The sequence below is a fragment of the Mesorhizobium sp. LNHC229A00 genome (genome assembly GCF_000502415.1).
Classification (GTDB): Bacteria; Pseudomonadota; Alphaproteobacteria; order Rhizobiales; family Rhizobiaceae; genus Mesorhizobium.
Genome location: NZ_AYWQ01000013.1, coordinates 69,372 through 88,394 on the forward strand (window position 1 = coordinate 69,372; position 19,023 = coordinate 88,394).

18 protein-coding genes, 1 tRNA gene and 2 pseudogenes are annotated in these 19,023 nt (G+C 62.8%); 10 read left to right on the forward strand and 11 right to left on the reverse strand.

Features of this window, described 5'->3' with window-relative positions; genetic code table 11:
* Positions 1–15 precede the first annotated feature (15 nt).
* A complete protein-coding gene (locus X742_RS146805) occupies positions 16–606 on the reverse strand; it encodes a DJ-1/PfpI family protein (protein WP_023773978.1) in 591 nt (196 codons plus the stop codon).
* Positions 607–690: 84 nt separating this feature from the next.
* Complete coding sequence (locus X742_RS1000000172885) at positions 691–858, reverse strand: hypothetical protein (RefSeq protein ID WP_015315361.1); 168 nt, start codon at positions 856–858, stop codon at positions 691–693.
* A gap of 265 nt (positions 859–1,123) precedes the next feature.
* On the opposite strand from X742_RS1000000172885, the gene X742_RS146800 reads away from it, so the two are divergent.
* The gene (locus X742_RS146800; RefSeq protein ID WP_023773979.1) at positions 1,124–2,077 is read left to right on the forward strand and encodes a ring-cleaving dioxygenase; all 954 of its coding nucleotides are present in this window, start codon (positions 1,124–1,126) and stop codon (positions 2,075–2,077) included.
* 116 nt (positions 2,078–2,193) lie between these two features.
* Entirely contained in the window at positions 2,194–2,355 is a 162-nt protein-coding gene (locus tag X742_RS06940; protein ID WP_015315363.1) for a hypothetical protein, read from the forward strand.
* Between the two features lie 25 nt (positions 2,356–2,380).
* Here the strand turns inward: X742_RS06940 and X742_RS146795 are convergent, their stop codons facing one another.
* The 7 genes from X742_RS146795 to tkt form a co-directional block, all read right to left on the reverse strand.
* On the reverse strand, positions 2,381–3,097 hold the full coding sequence (locus X742_RS146795; protein ID WP_023773980.1) for an SGNH/GDSL hydrolase family protein: 717 nt from the start codon (positions 3,095–3,097) through the stop codon (positions 2,381–2,383).
* Between the two features lie 140 nt (positions 3,098–3,237).
* A complete protein-coding gene (locus X742_RS146790; protein WP_023773981.1) occupies positions 3,238–3,981 on the reverse strand; it encodes a thioredoxin family protein in 744 nt (247 codons plus the stop codon).
* Between the two features lie 173 nt (positions 3,982–4,154).
* Positions 4,155–5,180: a class I fructose-bisphosphate aldolase gene (locus tag X742_RS146785; RefSeq protein ID WP_023773982.1), complete on the reverse strand. Its 1,026-nt coding sequence runs from the start codon at positions 5,178–5,180 to the stop codon at positions 4,155–4,157.
* A gap of 145 nt (positions 5,181–5,325) precedes the next feature.
* The gene (locus X742_RS146780) at positions 5,326–6,522 is read right to left on the reverse strand and encodes a phosphoglycerate kinase (protein WP_023773983.1); all 1,197 of its coding nucleotides are present in this window, start codon (positions 6,520–6,522) and stop codon (positions 5,326–5,328) included.
* A gap of 157 nt (positions 6,523–6,679) precedes the next feature.
* Entirely contained in the window at positions 6,680–8,560 is a 1,881-nt protein-coding gene (locus X742_RS146775) for a potassium/proton antiporter (protein WP_023773984.1), read from the reverse strand.
* Between the two features lie 186 nt (positions 8,561–8,746).
* Entirely contained in the window at positions 8,747–9,757 is a 1,011-nt protein-coding gene (gap, locus tag X742_RS146770) for a type I glyceraldehyde-3-phosphate dehydrogenase (protein ID WP_023773985.1), read from the reverse strand.
* A gap of 206 nt (positions 9,758–9,963) precedes the next feature.
* A complete protein-coding gene (tkt, locus tag X742_RS146765; RefSeq protein WP_023773986.1) occupies positions 9,964–11,955 on the reverse strand; it encodes a transketolase in 1,992 nt (663 codons plus the stop codon).
* Between the two features lie 261 nt (positions 11,956–12,216).
* On the opposite strand from tkt, the gene X742_RS146760 reads away from it, so the two are divergent.
* The 4 genes from X742_RS146760 to X742_RS146745 all read left to right on the forward strand — a co-directional run bounded on the left by X742_RS146760 (position 12,217) and on the right by X742_RS146745 (position 14,758).
* Entirely contained in the window at positions 12,217–12,489 is a 273-nt protein-coding gene (locus X742_RS146760; RefSeq protein ID WP_015315371.1) for a DUF4164 domain-containing protein, read from the forward strand.
* 11 nt (positions 12,490–12,500) lie between these two features.
* Positions 12,501–12,866 (forward strand): cell division protein ZapA, encoded by a 366-nt coding sequence (locus X742_RS146755; protein ID WP_023773987.1) that lies wholly within the window; start codon positions 12,501–12,503, stop codon positions 12,864–12,866.
* Between the two features lie 216 nt (positions 12,867–13,082).
* A complete protein-coding gene (locus X742_RS146750; RefSeq protein WP_015315373.1) occupies positions 13,083–13,742 on the forward strand; it encodes a peroxiredoxin in 660 nt (219 codons plus the stop codon).
* A gap of 143 nt (positions 13,743–13,885) precedes the next feature.
* Complete coding sequence (locus X742_RS146745) at positions 13,886–14,758, forward strand: MBL fold metallo-hydrolase (RefSeq protein ID WP_031248214.1); 873 nt, start codon at positions 13,886–13,888, stop codon at positions 14,756–14,758.
* A 264-nt stretch (positions 14,759–15,022) separates the two neighbouring features.
* Here X742_RS146745 and rpoH read toward each other — a convergent pair whose 3' ends face one another.
* Positions 15,023–15,934 (reverse strand): RNA polymerase sigma factor RpoH, encoded by a 912-nt coding sequence (gene rpoH / locus X742_RS146740; RefSeq protein WP_023773989.1) that lies wholly within the window; start codon positions 15,932–15,934, stop codon positions 15,023–15,025.
* A 189-nt stretch (positions 15,935–16,123) separates the two neighbouring features.
* Positions 16,124–17,179 (reverse strand): RluA family pseudouridine synthase, encoded by a 1,056-nt coding sequence (locus X742_RS146735; protein WP_023773990.1) that lies wholly within the window; start codon positions 17,177–17,179, stop codon positions 16,124–16,126.
* A gap of 26 nt (positions 17,180–17,205) precedes the next feature.
* Between X742_RS146735 and X742_RS146730 the strand changes: the two genes are divergently transcribed.
* From X742_RS146730 to X742_RS1000000175245, 4 genes and pseudogenes are all read left to right on the forward strand, one after another.
* Complete coding sequence (locus X742_RS146730) at positions 17,206–17,589, forward strand: hypothetical protein (protein WP_023773991.1); 384 nt, start codon at positions 17,206–17,208, stop codon at positions 17,587–17,589.
* A 36-nt stretch (positions 17,590–17,625) separates the two neighbouring features.
* Positions 17,626–18,032 (forward strand): annotated as a pseudogene (locus tag X742_RS01000000170460) (VOC family protein).
* Between the two features lie 90 nt (positions 18,033–18,122).
* Positions 18,123–18,197 (forward strand) — tRNA-Glu (locus X742_RS146725).
* 607 nt (positions 18,198–18,804) lie between these two features.
* Positions 18,805–19,023, forward strand: a pseudogene (locus X742_RS1000000175245) (hypothetical protein); the annotation flags it as partial.

The window sequence follows — 19,023 nt, forward strand, 5'->3', positions numbered from 1 at the left end:
CCTGACAGCATACTGTCAGGAGGCTTCAGTATACTCCTTGGCGAACATGGTCCGCATCTGCGCGAGTTCGCTGCCTTTTTCCGGATAGAGCGTCTGCAGGAAGGCAAGGGCGAAAGTGCCGGGCGCCGAACCTGGCGCGGACACGATTTTGCCGTCGGCGACGGCATGTGGCACATCCTGATAATTGCCGTGGCCGGCATAGCCGGGCTCGTGACCGCTGATCCAGTCACGGCCATTGCTGGTATGCCTGGCGTTCTCGAACATGCCGGCTCGGGCCAGCGCCAGCGTTCCCGCACAGATGCCACCAACGACACCGCCGCGCGATGCGACAGCCATCAGCAGTTCGGCAGCATCCGGCGGTGCCTTGCTCGCCCAGTGGTCGGAACCGATAACGGCCACGGCATCGACATCGGTATTCTCATCGATGCTGGCCGAGCGGTCTGGCGTCAGCTTAAAACCGCTGATTCCGGTCACCGGCTTGCCGTCGGGCGTCAGCGATACGGCGCGAGCGCCGAACCAATCGACCGCCGAGGCCGCCAGCAGCCCATACTCCCAGTCGGCAAAACCTTCGATAAACAGAAAGCCGATTGTCTTCTGATCGGGCATGAGCTCGCTCCATCCCTCGCGCGCCGGACTTGATATCTGGGTGCTGACGCGTGAGCATCCAGATGCTGCGTTGAAAATTTCGTCTCAATTGCCGTGATGTCGACGCTCGGCATACATGTCTGGCCAGCCGATATCCTTGCGAATGTCGGCGGGAAGCGCGTTCATGAACCGCTGGGTCCGGATCTCGTTTCGCATCGTGCGGATCTTGCCGACATAATGCTGCATGCCGCGCAGAATGGTAAAACCGTTCATGACCAATCTCCTCTCTCTAACCGGAGACACTATCGCACACCCCTCCTGACAGCAGTCTGTCAGGAGGATGGCAGGTCGTGCGGCGACTGTTCCGTTCTTGTCGTGACGGGTCACGCGAGCGCGGATTGTTCATTAAAATAGAGCTAATCGGGGCGGTATTGTTCATAATTTGGTGACGGACTGTCGGGATAGGTGGCCTTCAGCGAAGTGACCGGAGTTCTGATATGAAAGTGGAAAATTCTTCCCCAAAAACAGGGAGACCACCATGAGCTTGCAACTGAGAGGAATTCACCACCTGACCGCCATCACCGCCAATGCGCCCGGTAATCTTCACTTCTACACGAAGGTGCTGGGGCTGCGGCTGGTCAAGAAGACAGTGAACCAAGACGATACCTCGGCCTACCATCTCTTTTACGCCGACGGCGAGGCAACGCCGGGTACCGACCTCACCTTCTTCGACTGGCCGATCGGCCGCGAACGGCGCGGCACCCACAGCATCGCAAGGACCAGCCTCAGGGTCGGCAGCCAGGAGAGCCTTGGCTGGTGGAAGCAGTACCTTGCCAGCGAAGGCATCGTGACAGGAGAGACTGCCGATGTCGGCGGCTACAAGTCGCTGGATTTCGAGGACCCCGAAGGCCAGCGCCTGAGGCTCGTCAGCGATGGCGGCAAGGGCGGCAGCCATCCCTGGGCGAAAAGCCCGGTACCGGCCGAGCATCAGATCCGCGGACTTGGGCCGATCGTTATCAGTGTTCCCGACATCACCAACACCGAGGCGGTGCTGACCGGGGTGATGAACATGCGCAAGGTCCGCGACTATGCTTCGCCCGACGGCGAGGGCCAGGTCCACGTCTTCGAAATGGGCGCGGGCGGGCCGGCGGCGGAGCTTCATGTGGCCGTGCAACCTGGGCTGGCACCCGCAAGGCAGGGCGCCGGTGCGGTTCACCATGTCGCCTTCAGGGCGCCAGACGAGGAGACGTTGCATCAGTGGACAGGGCGCCTGGCCGAATTTCGGCTGCCGTCAAGCGGCGAGGTCGAGCGCTATTACTTCCGCTCGCTCTATTTCCGTGAGCCGAACGGCATCCTGTTCGAGATTGCCACCGACGGGCCAGGGTTCACCGCCGACGAGCCGCTGGAGACGTTGGGCGAAAGCCTTGCCCTGCCACCGTTCCTGGAGGCAAAACGCGCATCGATCGAGGCTGGCCTCAAGCCGCTGAAGTAGATTGCTGCGCGGTCAAGGCGTGCGTCGCGTTCCAGTTCGGGTTCGCGGCGCCTTTTCTTTCCCGGAGACCGAACGAACCGCTTTGACAGGCGCAAGCGTTGCTGGTCAAAGGCAGCATGACGAAACTCCTCGCCCTTGTCATCGTCGGGTTCATGGTCATCCAGCTCATCAAGCCGCTCGGCTGGCCGGGGCTCAGGCGCCGCGGCGACTTCTGGAAATTGGCATTGCTCGCCATGGCGGCGATCTCGCTGGCGGCCGTTCTCGGGCACTTGACATAGGGCCTGGTGACAGCGCGGTCGCTCTTCAGTCGGCAAGCACTGGGCCGACGAGATGTTCCGCCCAGGCCCGGTAGCCGGCCTCCGAGGCATGAAACCCGTCGGAAGCAAAACCGGCCTCGGGGTTGGTGATCGGCAGGCGCGGCGCCGGCACCGCGCCGCGCTCCAGGCAGAGCCGTTCGCCCATCCGGTTCACCGCGGTGGCGCGGATCTCGAGGATCTTGCCGAGCGGCGACGGCATGGCAGGCGCACGCGTGAACTCCAGCACCGGCGACCATACCACGCGCGACTCCGGCCATTTGGCGCGCAGCGCGTAAAGCAGGCCGCCGAACTCCTTCTCGAAGCGCGGCACGGAATGAAAGTTCTTGGTGTCGTTGGTGCCGATGGCGAGCACGATATGCGTCCACGGATCAGCCGACAGATTGGGCAGGACATGGTCGCGGATCTGACCGGATGTCGCCGAATTGAAGCCGGCGGCACGCCAGCGCACAGCGCTGCCGGTGCGCTGCGCAATCATGACCGCAAGCTGCGCGGCAAGTCCGTTTTCGGAATTGCCGATGCCGACCGAGGCGGCGGAGGAATCGCCCAGCACCAACAGCGAGATTGCCGGAGGCTGGCCCGAGATCTCGTGCATGACCGGTCCCCGCGCCGGCAGCATGCGCGAGGTGCGGCGGCGGACACCCAATCCCTGCCAGACATAGATCGGGAAGGCGAGCCAGGTGAGGAAGGTCGGAAAGCGTCGCATCTGGTCCAACTGGTTTTCGACCAGCATTTAACGCATGTCGCGAGAGAGGTGAACGAGCATTTCCGGCGAAAACAGGATCGCCTCGAACGCTCTACCCCCTTGTCTTACGCAATTCCGGAGGCGCTCCGCACTTTTGCTGGTCAGCCATCGTGGCAATCGCGCTCCGCTTGCGGCTCGCCTGCATATTCGTCATGCAGCCGCACCCAATCCATCAGATTGCGGTAGAGGCCGGTCTCATCGCGGCCCTTCGGCGTCAGGTCCAGATAGTGGTAGGCGCCGATCAGTTGTTCGCCGCCGCGGGCACGCGAAACGAAGGTCAGGAAAATGTCGCCGTTCTCGTCCCTATAGAAAACGCTGGCGCCCGGAAGCTCCTTCGATGTCCGGGGTCGGGTTTCGAAATTGTAGGTGGTGTCGCCAGCCGCGATCTGCCTGTCGGTGAAGGAAACCTGCATATCGAAGTTGAAATCAGACGCATAGGACGACACCCAGTCGAACTTCCAGCCCATGCGCTGCTTGTAGGCTAGAAGCTCTTCCAGCGGCGCGCGCGAGATCACGACCAGCGATACGTCGTGGTGCATGAGGTGGTGGTTGGCACCGTCGATATGATCGGCAAGAAAGGAGCAGCCTTCGCAATGATTGACGCAGCCCGGCCCGAACATGAAATGGTAGACGATCAGCTGGCTGTTGGCGCCAAACAGATCGGCAAGTTTCTTCGGCCCCCGTTCGGTCTCGAAGACGTAGTCCTTGCGGATTTTCAACCAGGGCAGTTCGCGCCGCTCGGCCGCGACGCGCTCGCGAAGCCGCGTCAGTTCCTTCTCGCGGGCCAGATGTGCCTTATGAGCCTCGAACCATTCTTCGCGCGAAACGACCTTGTTGCGATGCATGAACTTCTCCCTGTCTGCACCCCAAGGACGTACGGGATGGGCTCGCCCCGACATCGCCGCTGTCAGGAATGCCCAGAGAAAATAAGAATTCGGATGCCTTGACCCAAGGCCGGTGCGCCAAAACAAAACCCGGGCATGTCGGCCCGGGTTTGAAGGGAAGGATAGCAGGGGCTTCAGGCAGCCTGTTCCAGGCTCGCCTTCCATTTCCCAAGTGCCGCCAGGTGGTTCATGTGGGCGCGGTGGGTGAAGGCGGCCTGGCCGGCGGCGATGTTCGAGGGCTTGCCGCTCCATGCCTTCTGCGGCGCGGCCTGCAGCGCGCGGCCATAGGAGAAAGTCAGCTTCCACGGATGCTGGCCGATGGCGTTGATGGCATTGAGGTTGGCGGTCGCCTCCTCGTCCTCCTGGCCGCCCGAGAGGAAGGCAATGCCCGGCACCGCGGCCGGCACCGTCTCGCGGAACAGTTTTATCGTCTTCTCCGCGACTTGCTCAGGACTGTCCACCGTGCCGGACTTCTTGCCAGAAAGCACCATGTTGGGCTTCAGGATCGTGCCTTCGAGGACGACACCGGCAGCGTGGAGCTCGTCATAGAGTTTTATCAGCGTCGCCTTGGAGACCTCAAAACAAGTGTCGATGTCGTGAGCGCCGTCCATCAGCACTTCGGGCTCGACGATCGGCACGATGCCGGCCTCCTGGCAAAGTGCCGCATAGCGGGCAAGCGCATGGGTGTTCGAGTTGATCGAAGTGACCGAAGGCACGCCCTTGCCGGTATCGATGTCGATCACCGCGCGCCATTTGGCGAAGCGGGCCCCGAGCTTGTAATAGTCGGCAAGCCGCTCGCGCAGGCCGTCGAGGCCCTCGGTAATGGTGTCGCCGGGAAAGCCGGCCAGCGGCTTGGCGCCGGCATCGACCTTGATGCCTGGAATGGCGCCTGCCGCCTTGATGATATCGACCAGCGGCGTGCCGTCGGCGGCCTTCTGGCGAATGGTTTCGTCATAGAGGATAACGCCGGAAATGTATTTGGCCATCGCGTCCTTGGCGCGGAACATCATCTCGCGGTAATCGCGGCGGCTGTCGGGGGTAGACTCGACGCCGATGACGTCGAAGCGCTTCTTGATCGTGCCGGAGCTTTCATCAGCGGCCAGCAGGCCCTTGCCGTCGGCCACAATCGCCGCGGCAATGTCTTCGAGACGTTCGCTCATCATGCTTCTCCTAACCGGTTGGTATCGGCCAGCACGACACTACCGCCAAAGGAATGACGCCGGAAAGCTCGAATCGAGCGAAAGTGGCCGGCGCTGCCGCCAGTTTCCTTCGAGTTGATCGAATTGCCGGTGAGCCGTGGTGCCCTCAGCGCTTCAGCACATCCACGCCGGGCAATGGCTTGCCTTCCATCCATTCCAGGAAGGCGCCGCCGGCGGTCGAGACATAGGTGAAGTCGTCAGCGACACCGGCGTGGTTCAACGCAGCCACGGTATCGCCGCCGCCGGCGACCGAAACCAGCTTGCCTGCCTTTGTGCGCGCTGCCGCATGCCTGGCCGCCGCCACCGTGGCGTGATCGAACGGCTCGATCTCGAAGGCGCCGAGCGGCCCGTTCCAGACCAGCGTCGCGGCGCGGTCGATCCACTCGCCGATCGTCGTCACGGTCCTGGCGCCGACATCGAGGATCATGCCATCGGCCGGCACGTCCGAGATGGCGACGGTCTCGCAGGCCGCACCCGCCTTGAATTCCTTGGCGACGACGCCGTCGACCGGCAGGATTATGGCGCAGCCGGCCTCTGCCGCTTCGATCATGATCTGCTTGGCGGTCGGAGCCAAGTCGTGCTCACACAGCGACTTGCCGACATCGGTGCCGCGCGCGGCGAGAAAGGTGTTGGCCATGCCGCCGCCGATGACCAGCGCATCGACCTTCTTCACCAGGTTCATCAACAGGTCGATCTTCGTCGAGACCTTGGCGCCGCCGACGATGGCAACGACCGGACGGACCGGGTTACCCAGGCCCTTTTCCAGGGCCTCGAGTTCGGCCTGCATCGTGCGGCCGGCGAAGGACGGCAAGAGGTGCGCCAGCCCTTCAGTTGACGAATGGGCACGGTGGGCGGCGGAAAAGGCATCGTTGACGAAGATGTCGCCATTGGCGGCGAGCCGTTCGGTAAAAGCGGGATCGTTCTTCTCTTCGGCCTTGTAGAAGCGGGTGTTTTCCAGGAGCAGCACGTCGCCCTTGTCCATGGCGGCGACAGCGCTGCCTGCCGTGTCGCCGATGCAGTCGGAGGCGAATGCAACGGGACGGCCGAGCACCTCGGCCGTCGCCCTGGCGATCGGCTCCAGCGAGAATTCGGGCGAGGGACCATCCTTGGGCCGACCGAAATGGGCGAGCAGGATGACCTTGGCGCCCTTGCCGGACAATTCGGCGATAGTTGGCGCGATGCGTTCGATGCGGGTGGCGTCGGAGACCTTGCCCTCGGTGACGGGAACGTTGAGGTCGACGCGCACCAGCACGCGCTTGCCGCTGATGTTGCCGATATCGTCCAGTGTCTTGAAGACAGCCATGCCGGTTCCTTTTCGTCTGAAATTCGCCGGGACCATACCTCGCATCAATGACGATGCAAGGCTTGGCTGGGGCCAGGTGCGAAATTTTGAGGCGGACGGGGACATAGTCCGTGAAGACCGCCCGGCCTATGTCGGGCGGGGCGAACGGTCGCCCGCGTCAGCTTTCGGCCGACGCTTTCTCGACCGGGGGCTCAGGGGCGTCATCCGCCTGTGTTGCCCCCAGCGCCCCAGCCGGCTTGCGCCAGTTGCGGATAAAGGCGGTGAGACGGTCGCCGATCTCGCCGGCGCTCAGGAACACAGGCACGCGCGCCACCGGCGCGGTCGGCTCGAAGGACAGGCCGAGCCCGGTGATTTTGCCCTTGTCGTCGACGTCGCGCACAATCAGCTCGATCGGACCAAGCAGCACGCGGTCGGCATATTCGGCATGGCCGCCGAGCCGCGCGGTGACCAGCGCACCGACGGTCTGTTTCTGCTCGGCCTCGCTGAGACCGGGCGCATAGGCGGCTTCCAGTTCGGCGGCGGAACGCGCCGGATCGACGGCGAAGGCGCCGAAGAAATCGGCATCCTCCGGATCGACGACGGCCCGGCTGGCGAACAGCTTGTCGAGCAGGCGGGGATAGCGATCGGGCACGAAGATGTAGACCTGATCGCCGGCGGCGAGCCGGCCCATGTCCTGGAAACGCATCGAGCGGCCGTCACGCAGCACCAGCGAGGGCCGCGCCCAGCGCGGGATGCGTTCGCCGCGCGCCACCGGACTGCCCGGCGCCACACGATAGGCAAGGAGTTCGTGATGCGCGGAGCCGGGCAGTTCAAGTTCGACCTTGTCCAGCGGTCCGAGCCGGGCCGGCACGATCAGGCCGAGGCGTCGCGCCAGCGGGCCGACGGTCCAGCCCTGGATGACCAGGGACACCAGAACGATGATGAAGGCGGCGTTGAAGATGGTGCGGCCGTTTTCCAGCCCGCCGAGCAGCGGTGTGATGGCGAGCAGGATGGATACGGCGCCGCGCAGGCCGACCCAGGAGACAAAGGCGACTTCGGGACGCGGCAGGCGGAAGGGGACAAGGCAGAGCCAGACCGCGACAGGACGGGCGACGAACATCAGGAACAGGCCAAGCGCTATCGCAGGCACCATGATCGCCGGAAATTGCGAGGGCGTCGCGAACAGGCCGAGGATGAGGAACATAATGATCTGCGCCAGCCACGACATGCCGTCCTGGAAGCGCTTCAGGATGGTGACAGCGCGGATGTCGGAATTGCCGGCGATGAGCCCGGCGATATAGACCGCCAGGAAGCCGGAGCCGCCGATGGCACCGGCGGCGGCAAAGACCATCAAGGACAAGGTCAGCACGAAGATCGGCAGCAGGCCATGGTCGAGGTTGAGCCGATCGACCAGGCGCACGATGGCGAGGCCGCCAAGCACGCCGACGATCGCGCCAAGCCCCATGTTTATGAGGAAGCCGAGGATCAGATTGGTGACCAGGACATTGGCTTCGGGGTTGGCGTGGGCGGCGATGATCTCGACCAGCGTGATGGTCAGGAAGATGGCGATCGGATCATTGGTGCCCGATTCAACCTCGAGCGTGGAGCGCACGCGCTCGCGCAGATTGATCTCGCCGGCGCGCAGCAGGAAGAACACCGCCGCCGCGTCGGTCGAAGCGACGGCTGCGCCGAGCAGGAAGGATTCCAGCCAGCTGAGGTCGAGCAGGTAGTAGGCGGCGGCGCCGAACAGGCCGGTGGTGAGAAGGACGCCGAAGGTCGCCAGCGACAGGGCTGGTCCTGCCGCCTGCCGCAGGGCGTTGAGCGGCGTGCCGAAACCCGAATCGAACAGGATGACGGCGAGCGCCAGTGAGCCGGCAAAATAAGCGATGCGGGCATTGTCGAACTGGATGCCGAGGCCGTCGGTTCCAGTGGCGAGCCCGATGCACAGAAACAGGAGCAGGAGCGGGGCGCCAAAGCGGAAGGCGATCAGGCTCGAAAACGCCGCTGCGACAACAAGCGCCGTGCCGACCAGCGTAACGAGATAGATCGCATGCTCCATCCGTGATTTGCCCCTCGAATTCCTCTGCCTCCTGGCTTCGCGGCAGAGTGGGGCGAAGGCGTGACCAGTGCAAGGCGGGAGGGTGGTTTTTTGCCCGGCGCCGCCGATTTTCGCGCTGCTGCTCCGGCAGATGAAAACGCCCGGACGAAGCCGGGCGTTTCGAGTGTCGGGAAGATCGATCTTCGATCAGGCGATGGTCTTGCCGAAAGCGACGGCGGTGTCGCCCATGCGGTTGGAAAAGCCCCATTCATTGTCGTACCAGGACAGCACCGAAACGAAGTTGCCGTCCATCACCTTGGTCTGGTCGAGCGCCATGATCGAGGAACGCGGATCGTGATTGAAGTCGATCGACACGTTCGGGTGATGGGTGACGCCGAGGATGCCCTTCAGCTTGCCGTTGGAGGCGGCGATGACCGCCTCGTTGATTTCCTGCACCGTGGTCGAGCGCTTGGCGATGAACTTGAAGTCGACGACCGAGACGTTCGGCGTCGGCACGCGGATCGAGATGCCGTCGAGCTTGCCCTTGAGGTCGGGCAGGACGAGGCCGATCGCCTTGGCGGCGCCGGTCGAGGTCGGGATCTGCGACAGGGCGGCGGCGCGGGCGCGGTAGAGATCCTTGTGCATGGTGTCCAGCGTCGGCTGGTCGCCCGTGTAGGAATGGATCGTCGTCATCATGCCCTTTTCGATGCCGACCGTCTCATGCAGGACGGCCGCCAGCGGCGCCAGGCAGTTGGTGGTGCAGGACGCATTCGAGATGACGATGTGGTCCTTGGTCAGCTTGTCGTGGTTGATGCCGTAGACGACGGTCAAGTCAGCGCCGTCGGCGGGCGCCGAGACCAGCACGCGCTTGGCGCCGGCGGTCAGGTGCGCGGCTGCCTTGTCGCGGGCGGTGAAGATGCCGGTGCATTCGAGCGCGATGTCGATGCCGAGTTCCTTCCACGGCAACTGCGTCGGATCCTTGATCGCGGTGACCTTGAACTTTTCCTTGCCGACGGTGATCTGGTCGCCGTCGACCGACACTTCATGCGGAAAGCGGCCGTGCACGCTGTCAAAGCGCAGCAGGTGGGCGTTGGTCTCGACCGGGCCGAGATCGTTGACGGCGACGACATCGATGTCCTTGCGGCCGGACTCATGGATGGCGCGCAGGATGTTGCGGCCGATGCGGCCAAATCCGTTGATGGCAACTCTGACAGTCATTTTTCTCTCCCGGGGAGCTGGAGGGCAGACGATTGGTCCGCAGCTTCATAGCGGCGGATGGGCAAAGAATCCAGCCGCGGCGGACTGGATTTAAATCGATTAGGTTGAGCCAGCCCGGCGAAACCGCTTTTCACGCGATCTCGTCGGGTATTTCGTGCATGTCGTTGTCCCAAATCGCGATACACTTTTGGGCGACATGCCAGGCCTCATCTGCCTTGCAGGCGGGCTTCCGCCGCCTTGGCAGCCGCCTCGGCTGTGATGCCGAAATGCGGATAAAGCTGTTCGATCGTACCGCTCGCACCGAAGCCGGTCATGCCGATGAAGATGCCGTCCGAGCCGATGAGATGATCCCAGCCCTGGCGGATGCCGGCCTCGATCGCCATCTTGATCGGTGCGTCGCCGATCGTCTTCTTGCGATAGGCGTCGCTCTGCTTATCGAACAGTTCGAAGCAGGGCACCGAGACGACACGGGTCGGGTGACCATGCTTTTCCAGAAGGTCGCGGGCGCCAAGCGCGATCTCGACCTCGGAACCGGTGGCGAAGATCGTCACAGCGGCCTCGCCGCTGGCGGCGGCGAGTTCATAGGCCCCCTGGCTGCTCAGGTTCTTTTCGGTGAACTCGGTGCGCACCGTCGGCAGGTTCTGGCGGGTCAGCGCCAGGGTCGACGGCGTCTTTTCGGATTCGAGCGCGATCTGCCAGCATTCGGCGGTTTCCACCGCGTCGGCCGGACGGAACACATTGTGGTTGGGAATGGCGCGCAGGGCGGCCATGTGCTCGACCGGCTGGTGGGTCGGCCCGTCTTCGCCCAGACCGATGGAATCATGGGTCATGACGAAGATCGAGCGGATGCCCATCAGCGAGGCAAGCCGCATCGAGGGGCGGGCATAGTCGGAGAAGCACATGAAGGTACCGCCATAGGCAATGAGGCCGCCATGCAGCGTCAGGCCGTTGATCGCGGCAGCCATGCCGTGTTCCCGGATGCCGTAATGGACATAGCGCTGGCCGTAATCGTCCGGCGTGATGTTCTTGGTCTGGCTGGTCTTGGTGTTGTTGGAGCCGGTCAGGTCGGCCGAGCCGCCGATGGTTTCCGGCACCGCGCCATTGATGACTTCCAGCGCCATTTCCGACGATTTGCGGGTCGCGACCTTCGGCTTGTCGGCTGAAAGCTTCTTCTTGTAGTCGGCGATGACGGAGTCGAAATTCGCCGGCAGCTTGCCACTGGTACGGCGCTCGAACTCGGCCTTCAGCTTCGGATCGGCCTTGGCCAGGCGGCCTTCCCAGTCCGTGCGCGCCTTGACGCCGGCCTTGCCGGCGGTGCGCCAGGCGTCGAGAATGTCAGCCGGGATCTCGAAGGGCGGCGAGTCCCAGTTGAAGAACTTGCGCGCGCCAGCGATCTCATCTGGGCCGAGCGGCGAGCCATGCGCCTTGTTGGTGCCGGCCTTGGTCGGGGCACCGAAGCCGATGGTCGTCTTGCAGGCGATCATCGTCGGCTTGTCGGAATGGCGGGCGGCCTCGATGGCATAGGCGATCGCTTCCGGATCGGTGCCGTCGATGTGGCTGGCGTTCCAACCGGAGGCCTGGAAGCGCGCGACCTGGTCGGTGTTGTCGGCAAGCGAGACCGGACCGTCGATCGAGATGTTGTTGTTGTCCCAGAAAACAATCAGCTTGTTGAGCTTGAGGTGACCGGCAAGGGCGATGGCTTCCTGGGAAACACCTTCCATCAGGCAGCCGTCGCCGGCCAACACATAGGTGTAGTGGTCGACAAGGTCGTTGCCGAAGGCGGCGTTCATGATGCGCTCGCCGAGCGCGAAGCCGACCGAATTGGCGAGGCCCTGGCCGAGCGGGCCGGTCGTGGTCTCGATGCCGGTGGCGTGGCCATATTCGGGATGGCCGGCGGTTTTCGAGCCCAACTGGCGGAAGTGTTTGATCTGGTCGATGGTCATGTCTTCGTAGCCGGTCAGGTGCAGCAACGAATAGAGCAGCATCGAACCATGGCCCGCCGACAGGATGAAGCGGTCACGGTCGGCCCAATGCGGGGCCTTGGGGTCGTATTTCAGGAAGCGGGTGAACAGCACCGTGGCAATGTCGGCGCAGCCCATGGGCAGGCCGGGATGGCCAGAATTCGCCTTCTCGACGGCATCCATGGAGAGAAAACGGATCGCATTGGCCATCCGGTCATGTTGTTCACGCGACGTCATGGTACCTCCAGGGTGGGGGTTTGGGGGCTTGGGAGAGCCCTTGAAAAGGGTGCGCGACACATAGCAGGCGCGGGCTTTTAGTCAACAAATCGGGTGCAGATTTGCCGGTCTTGTGATGTCGGCGGTGGACCTACTTTAGCGTTAGCGGGGGACAGTCGCGAGAGCTTTATTGACGTTGCCTTCACCCGGTGCCTAATGTTTCCGGGATAAGGCGTTCTGAACGCGAACGATTCGGTGATGGGCAGGGCACAGGACGAAGCCATGACCGGGGAAACCACGCTCAAGGAAGTAATCGCCAGGCTGAGCAAGGCCATCGAAGGGCTGGAAAACGCCGTCGCGGCCAAGCTCGAGCATGAACGCGACTATTCGGAAGCCGAGGCCGAAGTGCAGCGGATGAATGCCGACCGCTCGCGGTTGGCGCAGGAACTCGACAATTCCGAAGCGCGCGCCGAACGGCTGGAAGACGCCAACAAGGAAGTGTCGCGAAGACTGGTGACCGCGATGGAAACCATTCGCGCCGTGTTGGACAGATAGGAGCTGGCCCGATGGCACAGGTCACGGTTTCAATCGACGGCAAGCAGTACCGCATGGCCTGCGACGAGGGCCAGGAAGAGCATCTGATCGATCTCGCCGAGCGCTTCGACCGATATGTCTCGCATCTGAAGGATTCTTTCGGCGAGATCGGTGACCAGCGGCTGACCGTCATGGCCGGCATCATGGTGATGGACGAGCTTTCCGAGCTGCAGAAGCGCGTCAAGGGCATGGAAAGCGAAGTGCTGACCTTGCGCAAGACGCGCGACGAGGCGCTGACCAAGGCCGACAAGAGCGACAGCGTGCTGACCGGCGCGCTCGGCGCCCTGGCGCAGCGCATGGAAGATTTGACGGCGACGCTGGCAATCAACAAGGCCTGAGGCGTCTTTGCCGATTCCTGCCGCTTGTCCTCATGCCCGATATCAATCACGTCGTAATTTTTGGCCCTGATCCCGCGTGTGTGGAAAAATTTTTGCGCATCGAGTGAATGACCGTCATCTCCAGCGTTTAATCAGTCGCGCTGCGGTGCTACGATTAGGTGCCGGGCGCCGGGCGGCGAAGATACCGGCCACATTCACAAGGGGTAGGGATAGGTCATGAGTCTTCGTATCAACGATATCGCGCCGGACTTCACCGCCGAGACCACGCAGGGAGCCATCAAATTCCATGACTGGATCGGCGACGGCTGGGCGATCCTGTTCAGCCATCCGAAGAATTTCACGCCGGTCTGCACGACCGAGCTTGGCACGATGGCGGGGCTCGAGGGCGAGTTCAAGAAGCGCAACGTCAAGATCATCGGCATTTCGGTCGACCCGGTCGAAAGCCATGGCAAATGGCAGGATGACATCAAGACGGCGACCGGCCATTCGGTGCATTACCCGCTCATCGGCGACAAGGACCTCAAGGTCGCCAAGCTTTATGACATGCTGCCAGGCGGCGCCGGCGAAACCTCGGAAGGCCGCACACCCGCCGACAACGCCACCGTACGCTCGGTCTACGTCATCGGGCCGGACAAGAAGATAAAGCTGGTGCTGACCTACCCGATGACCACGGGGCGCAACTTCGACGAGATCCTGCGGGCGGTCGATTCCATGCAGCTTACCGCCAAGCATCAGGTGGCGACGCCGGCGAACTGGAAACAGGGTGAGGACGTCATCATCACCGCCGCCGTTTCCAACGAGGATGCGATCAAGCGCTTCGGCGCCTACGAGACGATCCTGCCCTATCTCAGGAAAACCAAGCAGCCCTCCGCCTAAGCCGGTACGTCGGAATAGTTTCCGGCTTTCCGCTCCTGCGAACCAAGTCACGCTTGACTGGTTCGTCGGGGCGGACAACGATGCTCACGGTGGGTTCCGGCGGAGAAAATCGTTTCTGCCGGCTAGGTTTGGGGAAGCCGGACGTGCAGATAGCTTTGGCGAAGCCGCAGGTCAGCGGCTTTTATGACAAGCCGACCGGGGCCATCCAGTATGTCGTCGCAGACCCGGCGACGAAGCGATGCGCCATTATCGATCCGATCCTCGACTTCGATGAAAAATCCGGCGCGACCAGTACGATGAGCGCGGATAGCTTGCTCGACTTCATTGGGGAAAACGGGCTGGAACTCGAGTGGATCCTCGATACCCATCCCCACGCCGACCATTTCTCGGCGGCGCATTACCTGAAACAGAAGACTGGAGCGCCGATGGCGATCGGCGACAAGGTCGTCGACGTCCAGGCACTGTGGAAAGTGATCTATAACTGGCCGGACTTTCCGGCTGACGGCTCACAGTGGGACAGGCTGTTCGCCGAGGGTGAGACCTTCCGGATCGGAACCCTTCCGGTCAGGGTGCTGTTCTCGCCTGGACATACATTGGCATCGATTACGTATGTGATCGGCGACGCCGGCTTCATCCACGACACGCTGTTCATGCCCGACAGCGGCACGGCAAGGACGGATTTTCCCGGTGGAAGCGCCGCGCGGTTGTGGCGCTCCGTCCAAGGCATCCTGGCCTTGCCGGAGGAAACCCGGCTGTTCGTCGGCCATGATTACCAGGCTGGCGGTCGAGAACCGATGTGGGAAAGCACGGTCGCGGCACAGAAGGCGACCAACATCCACCTGGTCGCCGCGCGTACAGAGGCCGAGTTCGTCGCGCTACGCGAGGCGCGCGATCGCACATTGCCGATGCCGCGGCTGATCCTGCATGCACTGCAGATCAACATCAATGGCGGGCGGCTGCCGGAGCCGGAAGCCAATGGCCGGCGCTACCTCAAATTCCCGCTGGACGGGCTGTGAGGTTTAGTCCCTTCTCCCCGCCACTATAAGGGGAGAAGGTGGCGGCAGCCGGATGAGGGGCGGCGCCAGCATTGATGATGATGTCCGGCATGTGCTGTTGCTCCGGCAAGAACCTGGCAACCTCAGCGCCGCCCCTCATTGTCCTGCCGGACATTTCTCCCCGTGTAGTGACGGGGAGAAAGGCGCTGCGTCGGCGGCTTCGCCAACAAAAAGGCGGCGCCAGTTTCCTGACGCCGCCCTGCTATTTCCTGCCCGAAGCCGGCTTTAAGCCGCCGGCTGTGCCTCGATGGTGCGCAGCGCCTGCATCTGGCGCTTGGCGGCGGCCTTGACCGCATCCTGCACCTTCTCGAAGGCGCGCACCTCGATCTGCCGCACGCGCTCGCGGCTGATGTCGAACTCGGTCGACAGTTCCTCGAGCGTCAGCGGCTCCTCGGCGAGGCGGCGCGCCTCGAAGATGCGCCGCTCGCGATCGTTGAGCACGGCGAGAGCGCCCGACAGCATGCCGCGCCGGTTTTCCAGCTCGTCCTGCTCGATCAGCATCTCTTCCTGGCTTTCGTGGTCGTCGACCAGCCAGTCCTGCCATTCGCCGGACTCGCCTTCCGTCGCCCGGATCGGCGCGTTGAGTGACGCGTCGCCGGACAGGCGGCGGTTCATCGACACCACTTCGGCCTCGGAAACGTTCAGCCGCGTCGCGATTTCGGCGATCTGGTCGGGCTTGAGGTCGCCATCGTCCAGCGCCTGGATCTTGCCCTTCACCTTGCGGAGATTGAAGAACAGACGCTTCTGGTTGGCGGTCGTGCCCATCTTGACCAGGCTCCACGAGCGCAGGATGTATTCCTGGATCGAGGCCTTGATCCACCACATGGCGTAGGTGGCGAGGCGGAAACCACGCTCGGGTTCGAATTTCTTGACGGCCTGCATGAGGCCGACATTGCCTTCCGAGATCACTTCGCCGATCGGCAGGCCATAGCCGCGATAGCCCATGGCGATCTTGGCGACGAGCCTCAAATGGCTGGTGACGAGCTTGTGCGCGGCCGTAGTGTCTTCATGCTCGGCGTAACGCTTGGCGAGCATATACTCTTCCTGCGGCTGAAGCATGGGAAAGCGGCGGATTTCTTCCAGATAGCGGCTGAGGCCGCCTTCACCGGAAACGATACTGGGTAATGACTGGGCCATGGTAGCGCCCCCTCTCTATTGGAGTGATGCCCCCGAAACGCGGCGGGCATGTGACGCGAACACCAAAAGGCTCGCTCGCGACAACAGATCTTATACAGGAACAAAACCAGAAAAGACAGGCATTTGTTCAACACGAAACAGTGTGTCACGTTGAAGTGAACAATGCCACTCAGGTTTTTGACGGCAGGTTCAGAGCTTGCGGAAGCCGCCGACGAGTTCCTCCATGTCCCCCGGTAACGGCGCCTCGAACCTCATCGTTAGATGGGTAGTCGGGTGCCGAAATGCAAGGAGCCGTGCATGCAAGGCTTGCCGGGAAAATGCCTGGACCTGGCTTTTCAGCGGTTCGGGCAGCCGATTGGCCTTGGTACGGAAGGCGAGGCCGTAGTCTGGGTCGCCAATCACGGGATGGCCGATATGGGCCATGTGGACGCGGATCTGGTGGGTGCGGCCGGTTTCCAGCCGGCATTCGACGAGGCTAGCGGCAGCGAATTCCCGCTGGCCCTCGCCGAAACGCTCCTGCACGGCAAAACGAGTGACGGCGTGCCGCGCGTCGTCACGGCCTTCCGGCACTACGGCGCGGCGAACCCGGTCGGAGGCGCGGCCAAGCGGCGCATCGATCGTTCCGGTCGGCCTCTGCGGTATGCCCCAGACCAGCGCCAGGTAGGCGCGCTCGAGATCACCCGTCAGGCCGTGGTCGGCGAACGCCTCCGACAGGGCCTTGTGGGCACGGTCGGTCTTGGCGACCACCATGACGCCGCTGGTCTCCTTGTCGAGGCGATGGACGATGCCCGGGCGGCGCACCCCGCCAATGCCAGACAGGCTGTCGCCGCAATGATGAATCAGCGCATTGACCAGCGTGCCGGTCCAGTTGCCGGCGCCAGGGTGCACGACAAGCCCCGCCGGCTTGTTGATGACGATCAACTCGTCGTCTTCGTGGAGCACCTCGAGCGCAATGTTCTCGCCCTCCGGCTGCGCCGGCTCCGGTTCCGGCATGGCTACCGACACATTTTCGCCCGCGCGCATCTTGCGCTTGGTTTCGTCGACCGGCTTGCCGTCGATGACGACGGCGCCTTGCCTGATCAGCATCTGCACGCGACTGCGTGACATATCCGGGCCAAGTGCTGCGGCCAGCCACTGATCTAGGCGTTGGCCGGCCGCGTCCGCGCCGGCGACCAGCAAGGTGGGCGCGGCCTCTATCAACAGGTCCTCTATCAATTCGGGGGCCTCTTCGCTATGAGCGCTCATCGAAAAACCATTCCGGAATGTTTGCCATGGCCCGGCCCGATGCCGATGAAGAGCAGGAAAAGCCTCTCGACCCCGAAGTCGACAAGCTGCGCGGCAAGCTCATCCGCTTCATGGCCATCAATCTCGGCCTGCTCTTTCTGGCTCTTATGGTGGTGATCGCGGCGATTGTCTACAAATCACGCAAAGCAACGCCGGTGAGGCCGCCGCTGGCTGGCGACGTCCAGGTACCCGCCAGCGAACCGCTCACCGGGGACATCGTTCTTCCGGTTGGCGCCAGGGTGGTCGGTCAGTCACTGTCGGGCAACCGCCTTTCGATCGACGCCGCGCTTGCCGACGGCAGCCGTGCGATCTTCATCTATGATATCGCCGAGCGCCGCCTGATCGGCCGTTTCGCGATCCGCAACAAATAGGCAGGCGCCAATGCGGCAAACACATTTGCCACGGACATGACCGGCTTCGCCGAACACCGTCGTGTCGCGACCGTGGCGCTGGTCGTCGCCAACTATGACGAGGCGATCGCCTGGTATGTAGAGCGGCTGGGCTTTACGCTGACCGAGGATGTCGATCTCGGCGGCGGCAAACGCTGGGTCACGGTCGCGCCGGCCGACGGGCCGGGCGCCAGGCTGCTGCTGGCCGAGCCGTCCGACGAGACGCAGAGGAAAAGCATCGGCAACCAGACCGGCGGCCGGGTTTTTCTCTTCCTCGAAACCCACGATTTCGCCGGCGACCATGCAGCGATGCTGACAAGGGCGTCGAATTCCGCGAGGCGCCGCGTCACGAAGCCTATGGCACGGTGGCGGTTTTCGCCGATCTGCATGGCAATCTGTGGGACCTGATCCAGCCGAAACGCTAACGCGGGGGCGGCTTTTCATTCGATGCGGCAAAGCCGCCGAACCCCAGTTGCTTTTTCCCGGCCGTCAGCCTATATCGCCCCTTCTTGAGCGCGCCCATCGTCTAGCGGTCAGGACACCGCCCTCTCACGGCGGGAACAGGGGTTCGATTCCCCTTGGGCGTACCAATAAAATCAACCATTTAGCACTGCTTCAGCCAACATCATCGAATAACAGCCGAATAAACGCCTGCGAATTTCGGCGTACGCGAAGACGAATCGTAGGCAGTCATCGACAGTGCCGGAATGACCGCAACGAGGTCGGATCAGTCATTCATCTCCTGTACGGCTTCGAATTCGGGGACCGTGTTCTTGCTGACGGCGAGATTGCGGGTAAGCCATCGATAACTGCGCCTTCTCAATAAGTGTGTGCACCTACGGTGCTAGCCGATCTGATTAGGTCCTGAAGAACTGAGGGCGCTCTTCGATCAAGCGCCAGAACAGAGCTCTCGAAGAACTTGCGTAGGGAGATCTGCTCTGCCCAGCGATTTACGCGGAGGCGTTCATTGCGTCTGCGGCTCGACCGCTTCGATCTGGCGCATGACCTCGTACGGGTCGAAGCGAATCACCTTGGCTAGGTCGAGGAATTCAACGAGATCCAGGCGACAATCGCCGTTTTCTATGTTGGCAATGAAAGGCTGATGGCGATCGAGAGCTTTGGCGACAGCTGCCTACGTCAATCCTGCCTGCTTTCGCTTCTCGGTCAGCAGCTGAGCAAATTGCCATGGCGGTCCGAATGCAGGGTCTTGGCCATCCGCTCGTCGAGCAAATTTCGCTTCGACGTTGCGGTAATCCGATTTCGTTATCGGCAACGCCGTCCGCGTCATGCGCATTGCCACTGGTGAGGAAGCCGACGAAGCGCAGTACGACGGCAAGAGCGCCGCCGCCAAAGAGTCTTGGTTCGAAGGGCGGCAAGAAGCGCGCCGCCAACATGACGCCGGAGCGGCGGGCTGAG